Source organism: Dorea sp. AGR2135, assembly GCF_000420885.1.
Taxonomy (GTDB): Bacteria; Bacillota; Clostridia; order Lachnospirales; family Lachnospiraceae; genus Dorea; species Dorea formicigenerans.
In genome coordinates, this window is record NZ_ATVU01000060.1 from 1 (window position 1) to 7,287 (window position 7,287).

Annotated in this window: 5 protein-coding genes and 1 pseudogene; 4 read left to right on the forward strand and 2 right to left on the reverse strand. The window is 34.7% G+C overall.

The annotated features are described in order from the left end of the window. Positions 1–210, forward strand: a pseudogene (locus tag G593_RS20620) (ISNCY family transposase); the annotation flags it as partial. Positions 211–358: 148 nt separating this feature from the next. Here the strand turns inward: G593_RS20620 and G593_RS19170 are convergent. Next, positions 359–1,570, reverse strand: a complete 1,212-nt coding sequence (locus G593_RS19170; RefSeq protein WP_081646593.1) for a hypothetical protein — start codon at positions 1,568–1,570, stop codon at positions 359–361. Positions 1,571–2,025: 455 nt separating this feature from the next. Between G593_RS19170 and G593_RS0118040 the strand changes: the two genes are divergently transcribed. Genes G593_RS0118040 through G593_RS0118050 form a run of 3 tightly spaced genes read left to right on the forward strand, consistent with a single transcriptional unit; the run spans position 2,026 to position 6,157 of the window. Further along, positions 2,026–3,789: an NTP transferase domain-containing protein gene (locus G593_RS0118040; protein ID WP_029732578.1), complete on the forward strand. Its 1,764-nt coding sequence runs from the start codon at positions 2,026–2,028 to the stop codon at positions 3,787–3,789. Continuing rightward, on the forward strand, positions 3,776–4,636 hold the full coding sequence (locus G593_RS0118045) for an NTP transferase domain-containing protein (protein ID WP_029732579.1): 861 nt from the start codon (positions 3,776–3,778) through the stop codon (positions 4,634–4,636). Before G593_RS0118040 ends, G593_RS0118045 begins: the two co-directional genes overlap by 14 nt. After that, the gene (locus tag G593_RS0118050) at positions 4,637–6,157 is read left to right on the forward strand and encodes a BCCT family transporter (RefSeq protein WP_029732580.1); all 1,521 of its coding nucleotides are present in this window, start codon (positions 4,637–4,639) and stop codon (positions 6,155–6,157) included. It begins immediately after the preceding gene. A gap of 68 nt (positions 6,158–6,225) precedes the next feature. On the opposite strand, the gene G593_RS0118055 is transcribed toward G593_RS0118050, so the two are convergent. Next, positions 6,226–7,287 (reverse strand): L,D-transpeptidase family protein (locus G593_RS0118055; RefSeq protein WP_029732581.1); only part of this gene is annotated, 1,062 nt, incomplete at its 5' end.

Here is a 7,287-nt window from a genome sequence, read left to right on the forward strand (position 1 = left end):
GATAGCACCTATAAAATTCGAACTGTCGTAGAGCGGGACATCAATCATATCAAAGCAAACCTCTGCCTAGCAGGTCGTCGTACACAAAACGAAAACACGTTGCACGCCGATTTAATACTTGCAGGCATTACGCAACTGATAACCGTAGTGCTTGCAGATAAAATTAAACATCATGAATATATTCGCAGTCTGAAACCTCTTATTGCATAGGACTTACCAACTTCATAGCTAGATGAGGCTTATTTGTTGTGCCCAAAATCAAGTGTTTTTTATTTTCTGCATTAAAATATCTGTAAGATAGAACGTTTATCTCTTTTACGCAAGTTTTAGGAATGTGTTTCGCAATTACCTAAGTTCATTATTTATCATACACTTTTTCAGGTATCCATGCTCCACTTCCATCTACATACCAATCTCCTATCCATGCATCTGCAGCCATTTCTCCATTTTCATTAAAATAATAACAATTTGTTCCTACCCAGTACCAACAATTGTTTACCCTTGCTCCGGAATCATCCATATAATACCAACTGCCATCTATATACTGCCAACCTGTTAACATTATTCCTGCAGAATTCATATAATACAATGATCCATTTATAGTTTGCCAACCTGTTTCTAATATTCCTTTTTCATTATAATAATGCCATGCATTATCAAAATATTTCCAACCTGTTATACTGCGTCCGTTTTCATCAAACCAATATGTTTCTCCATCTATTTCTTCTGTTCCTGATATTATTTTATTATATTTTGTGTCTATCCCTGTTTTTGAAAACTCTGCAACTATTGCTGCTGAATCTGTCATCGTAGAATAAACTTCTGTCCCTGACAAGCATTGTTTCATTCGATCATTAAAAAAGCTCTGAGGTCCAGTAATAACAACAGTTTTAGGATTTAATGATGTTAAAAAATATGTTGTATTATTATAATCCACCCCGTGATGCACCATTTTCATCAAATCTATCTGTATCTTTTTCCCCAAATTAGGTTGCGATTCATCCTCAATATTTTCCTCTACTTGTCGCTCATCTGGTACAAACACATTATATTCTTCATAATTGGAAGACATGTTATATTCAAAATCATAATTCTTTTTTTCAATTTTTTTTGCTTCCTTTTCTTTTAGACCTTCATCATTCCATAACTCTTCAACTAATTGATCTGCCACCTCTTTTGTATCTCCATTTTTCGGGTCTATATCCGATGTTAAAAGAGCGTTTTTCCCGTATGCATTTACTTTTACAACCAATGCATTATCATTTTCATCAAGATCTAAATCTGTAATTATTTTTACATTATTATCATTTGCCGCTTTTATTAAACAATCATACACATACTGATTATCCCAAAGATAATTTTCATTTGCCTGTAGATAATAATATGGATCCTGTGCATCTTTTCCATGAGAATCTAACATATAAGAATCATCATACCGGTCTATATATAATCTATCAACCGGAAAATAATTCATTATCTCATCCCCACTACCTATATGATCACTATGTGAATGTGTGGCAATATAAAAATCTAATTTTTTTACCCCCATAGTTCTTAAATAATGAATCACTTACTGCTCATAACCTTCATTTATAGTAATTCCTTCTCTTAATGGATATTGTTCACTATTTGGATAGTCCCAGTCCTCTCTTGAATCTACCATCCCAAAATGCCCATCGCTCTCTAATAAAATAGCATCAGTAACTCCATTCAACGAAATAAAATGGATTTTAAGTCCCTGTTTTTTCCTCTGCCTCCGTTCTTACTCCAAAACAAAATAACACTACAATGCAAAACATCATTATAAACATACTATACTTTATGCTTTTTTTCATTTCACATCCTCACTTTTCCAATTTATAGTTAAATATTAGTACTCAATTATATACTATACCACATATACGCAATTTTACCAGCTTTTCACCAGTTTTTATTAATTGATTAATTTTTGGATTAATTTTTTCTTTGACTTTTTTCTTTACAATATATATAATGTTGTTCATAGATTTAAAAGGAGGTTAGTACATGAACATTCAAGAGTGTGATATTTTGAACAACATCATATCTTTTCCTTATACAAACCAGAGAAGACTTTCTGAAACATCTGGCCATTCTCTCGGAGTTGTTAATCGATCTATTAAAAATTTACTCCAGGAAGGGTATATAAATGAAGAAATACAGCCAACCAAAAAGGCTTTGGATATGCTACACGCATCCGCACCTAAAAACGCAATTATTCTAGCAGCCGGTTTTGGAATGCGTATGGTTCCAATCAATACAGAAGTTCCCAAAGGGCTCTTAGAAGTACATGGAGAGCCATTAATTGAACGTCTCATCAAACAACTCCATGAAGTGAATATTCACAATATCTATGTTGTTGTAGGTTTTATGAAAGAACAATACGAATACTTGATAGATGAATATAATGTAGAGTTAGTTGTAAATTCAGAATATGCCTCGAAGAACAATCTTCATTCTTTGAAACTGGCATCTGATTTTTTATCCAATTCATATATTGTTCCTTGTGATATTTGGTGCGATCAGAATCCATTTTCCAAGCATGAACTTTATTCCTGGTATATGGTCAGTGACTTAATTGACAACGAAAGTTCAGTACGCATCAACCGCAAGATGGAATTGACAACCGTTTCCCCTTCTTCTGGTGGAAACTCCATGATTGGTATCAGTTACTTGCTCAAAGATGAAGCTTCCATTGTACAGAAACGACTACAAGAATTAGATAAAGATTCCCGCTACGATGGAAGTTTTTGGGAAGAGACCTTATACGACCACGATAAGATGATCGTTATGGCAAGGGAGGTACTCTCTTCTAATATTGTAGAAATCAATACTTTCGAGCAGTTGCGTGAATTAGACAGCAATTCTAATCACTTGCAATCTGATGTTTTGCAAATTGCTGCTGATGCGCTCCATACAGAGCCTGAACAGATTACAAACATTACCGTCCTGAAAAAAGGTATGACAAATCGTTCTTTCTTATTTGAGTGTGGTGGTTCCAGACACATTATGCGCATTCCAGGTGAAGGAACCGATCAACTGATTAACAGACGTGAAGAAGCACAGGTTTATCATGTTATCCAAGATAAGAAGCTCTGTGACGATATTGAATATATCAATCCGGAAAATGGTTATAAGATCACAAAATTTTTTAACCACGCAAGAGTTTGTAATCCAAATGATCAAAATGATGTGCAAAAATGTATGAATCGGCTCCGTCAATTTCACGAAATGCATTTATCAGTTGACCATGATTTCGATATCTTTGGTCAAATTAATTTTTATGAAAATCTCTGGAATGGGAAACCTTCTATCTATAGAGATTATCAGAAAACAAAAGACAATGTATTGTCTCTGAAATCTTATATTGATTCACATATTGCAGAAAAAGTATTAACTCATATTGATGCAGTTCCTGACAACTTCCTGTTTGTCACAGATGACCAAGGTCAGGAAGATATCCGGCTTATTGATTGGGAATATGCCGGAATGCAAGATCCTCATGTTGATATCGCAATGTTTGCTATCTATTCGCTTTATAACAAAGAACAGATTGACGAATTAATCGGAATGTACTTTACTGAAGGCTGTAACAAAGAAACAAGAATTAAAATCTATTGTTACATCGCTGCTGGTGGACTTCTTTGGAGCAACTGGTGTGAATACAAGCGCAACCTTGGTGTAGATTTTGGAGAATATTCTTTACGCCAGTATCGATATGCTAAAGATTACTATAAAATTTTTATGGAGGAGACAAATGAAGGTAGATAATGCAATTATTATGGCAGCAGGAACATCAAGTCGTTTTGCGCCATTATCATTTGAAAGACCCAAAGCATTAATCGAAGTCCGGGGAGAAATCTTAATCGAACGACAGATCCGCCAACTTCGAGAAGCTGGAATTGAAGAGATTGTTATAATCACTGGATATATGGCAGAACAATTTGAATATCTGAAAGAAAAATATAAAGTAATTCTCATTCACAATCCGGATTATTTAATCCGTAACAATAATTCCAGTATTTATGCCGCCAGAAATTATTTAAAAAACAGCTATATCTGTTCCTCCGATAATTATTTTCTGGAAAATCCATTTGAAACTGACGTTGACGCCAGCTACTATTCAGCAGTGTACATAAACGGAAGAACTGAAGAATGGTGCATCACCGAAAAGGACGGTATAATACAAAATGTCGTTGTCGGCGGTAACAATTCCTGGGTAATGCTTGGTCATGTATTTTGGTCACAAGAATTCAGTAAAAAGTTTTTATCAATCCTTGAAAATGAATATAACAATCCAGAAACCGCTGATAAACTGTGGGAATCCATTTATATTGAACACATTGCCGAACTTCAAATGAAGATTCGTAAATATCCATCGGATTTCATTTTTGAATTCGATACTTTGGATGAACTTCGAATTTTTGACCAGTCGTACACAACAAACACCCGGTCAGAAATATTAAAAAAAATTGCTACTAATTTAGGTATCAACGAAGGGCAGATAAAAGAAATAAAAGCTTTTAAAGATAATAATAACGCAGCAGCAGGTTTTACCTTTCATGCTGGACAGAACTATAAATATTATTATGCCACTCAGAAATTGGAGGAAATTTAAATGAACAAATTAAAAAGCGGTAGAATAGACTGGTTAGTTACCTTAGCGCCATTTATTATAATTATGGCATTGGCAGGTGTACTCTTCGCCTTCCCAAACGCATCAAATGATATTATCAGCAAAGTCCGATATTTCTTTGGGAACACAATGGGAATCTATTATTTAATTATTGGTATAGGTGTATTAGTGATTTCCATTTTCCTATCCTTTTCCAAATATGGAAATGTAGTTCTTGGCGAGCCAAATGAAAAACCAAAGTATTCTTTTTTTGTGTGGGGAAGCATGATGTTTACATGTGGTCTGGCAGCAGATATCTTATTCTATTCATTTGCTGAATGGGTCATGTATGCAACAAATCCTCACCTTGAGGAACTTGGTTCAGTCACGGAATGGGCTGGTGTTTTCCCACTGTTTCACTGGAGCTTTATTCCATGGGCATTTTATCTTGTACTTGCAGTTGTATTTGGATTTATGCTGCATGTTAAAAAAAGAAATCGACAGCGCTATTCTGAAGCCTGCCGCCCGATTATTGGAAAACATGCCGATGGAATTCTCGGACGTATCATTGATTTATTTGCATTGTTTGCACTTTTAGCTGGTACAGCCACTACTTTCAGTGTAGCTACCCCACTTTTAGCTGCAATTATTGTAAAATTATTTGGCATTACGCTTAGCAGAACTGTTGTTACAATTATTATTCTTCTTATCACCTGTGTTGTATATACATATGCTGTATTACATGGATTTAAGGGAATCAGCTTTTTAGCCAAACTCTGTATTTACCTTTTCTTTGGACTTTTACTAATTGTTTTAGTTACTGGAGGACAGGGAAAATTTATTGTTGAGAATGGTTTCCAAAGTTTAGGAATAATGTTTCAGAATTTTATTGGATTATGTACCTATACTGATCCTGAACGTACAAATAACTTTCCTCAAGATTGGACCATTTATTATTGGGCTTACTGGATGGTATGGTCCGTTGCAGCTCCGTTTTTTATCGGAAATATCTCACGTGGAAGAACAATTAAACAGACAATTCTTGGAGGATATGTTTTTGGCGTTGGTTCAACAATCATAAGCTTTATTGTGCTTGGAAATTACGGTCTCGGAATTCAGACAAGTGGAGCCACAGATTTTATTGCACAGTATGCTACAGATGGAGATCTCTATGGATTGATACTAAATATTATCGATACAATGCCAATTTCAAAAGTAATTCTTGTAATCACTGTTTTATGTATGATTGCATTTTATGCAACCTCATTTGATTCAATTGCTTATACAGCAGCTTGCTATAGCTACAAAGAACTTGGAGAAAATGAACATCCTCATAAACTAATTGAATTACTGTGGTGTGTATTATTAATAGTACTTCCAATTGCACTGGTCTTCTCTGAAAGTTCCATGAACAATATACAAAGCATCAGCATTATATCAGCATTTCCGATTGGAATTATCATGATAATAATGATTGCAGGATTCTTTAAAGATATTAAAACATATGTAACTACAGGCAAATAATAACACCCCGATTATAAAAAGAGCCTTTCATAAAAAATATGAAAGACTCTTTTTCTTATAGGTTAAAATTAATAAATAACTACTTTTGTTCCTCTTGGGATATTATCATAAATCCATTTTGCATTATCAATCTGAAGTCGTACACATCCATGTGAAAGCGGAATACCCACTCTTCCATCCATCAAAGAACCATTATATTTACTGTAAAGTACACTGTGGAATAAATAATTTCCATAGAACTGTGTATACCAATAACATCTGGCTGATCCAGAATCAAAATAATATCCTTTCCCCTGTACTGTAAATGTTCCAGAAACAGTTGGAGTAGATGCTTTTCCAGGCGCACAATCCCAATACATAATATTATTCCATGCACCAAATCTTCCTGCATATACAGCGACTTTACATGCTGCCCGATCAACTAAAATCAAATAGTTTGTATTGCTATTATAAGCTTGCGCCATTTGATACATCTCCGCCTGCTTGTCTGTTAGCATACTACCATCAATCTGTAATTGCCAACCATCAATTGACGTAGCTCTCGCCATGGCACCATAAACTCCACCATGTGAATCATTTTCATAGTAGAAATAATACCATTTATTTCCAATCCACTGCCAGCCAGTTCGCATTAATCCATCACTCGAAAAATAGTACCAATTACCATTAACATACGACCAATTAGTTACCATGGAACCGTCACTATTAAAGAGATAATAACCATTATCGAATTTCTTCCAACCCCCTGGTATCATTTTATTATTATCCTGTGGATCTAAATAGTACCAATTATTATTTACATATTTCCACCCCGAACAAATTTGGCCAGAATAATTATCATAATAATACCACTCTCCACTATTAGACATATACCAGCCCGCGCGCATATCACCGTTAGGATTAAAACTATATTTTTCTCCTGCAATTACCTTATCTTGTCCCGATACCATTAATCCTGGATATTCTTCATTGTTTCCGTCTAAATAATACCACAAATTTCCAAGATATAACCAACCTTTAATTGTTCCATATTCCCGTGCATAGTACCAACCTTCTGGTTCCAATATCCAGCCTGTCCGCATTGCTCCGCCATTCGCAAAATAATAGTCACAACCAGCTATTGTTTTTTT

Coding starts and splice junctions, on each gene's coding strand:
- G593_RS0118050 (WP_029732580.1), top strand. CDS start 4,637: ATGAACAAATTAAAAAGCGGTAGAATAGACTGGTTAGTTACCTTAGCG.
- G593_RS0118045 (WP_029732579.1), top strand. CDS start 3,776: ATGAAGGTAGATAATGCAATTATTATGGCAGCAGGAACATCAAGTCGT.
- G593_RS0118040 (WP_029732578.1), top strand. CDS start 2,026: ATGAACATTCAAGAGTGTGATATTTTGAACAACATCATATCTTTTCCT.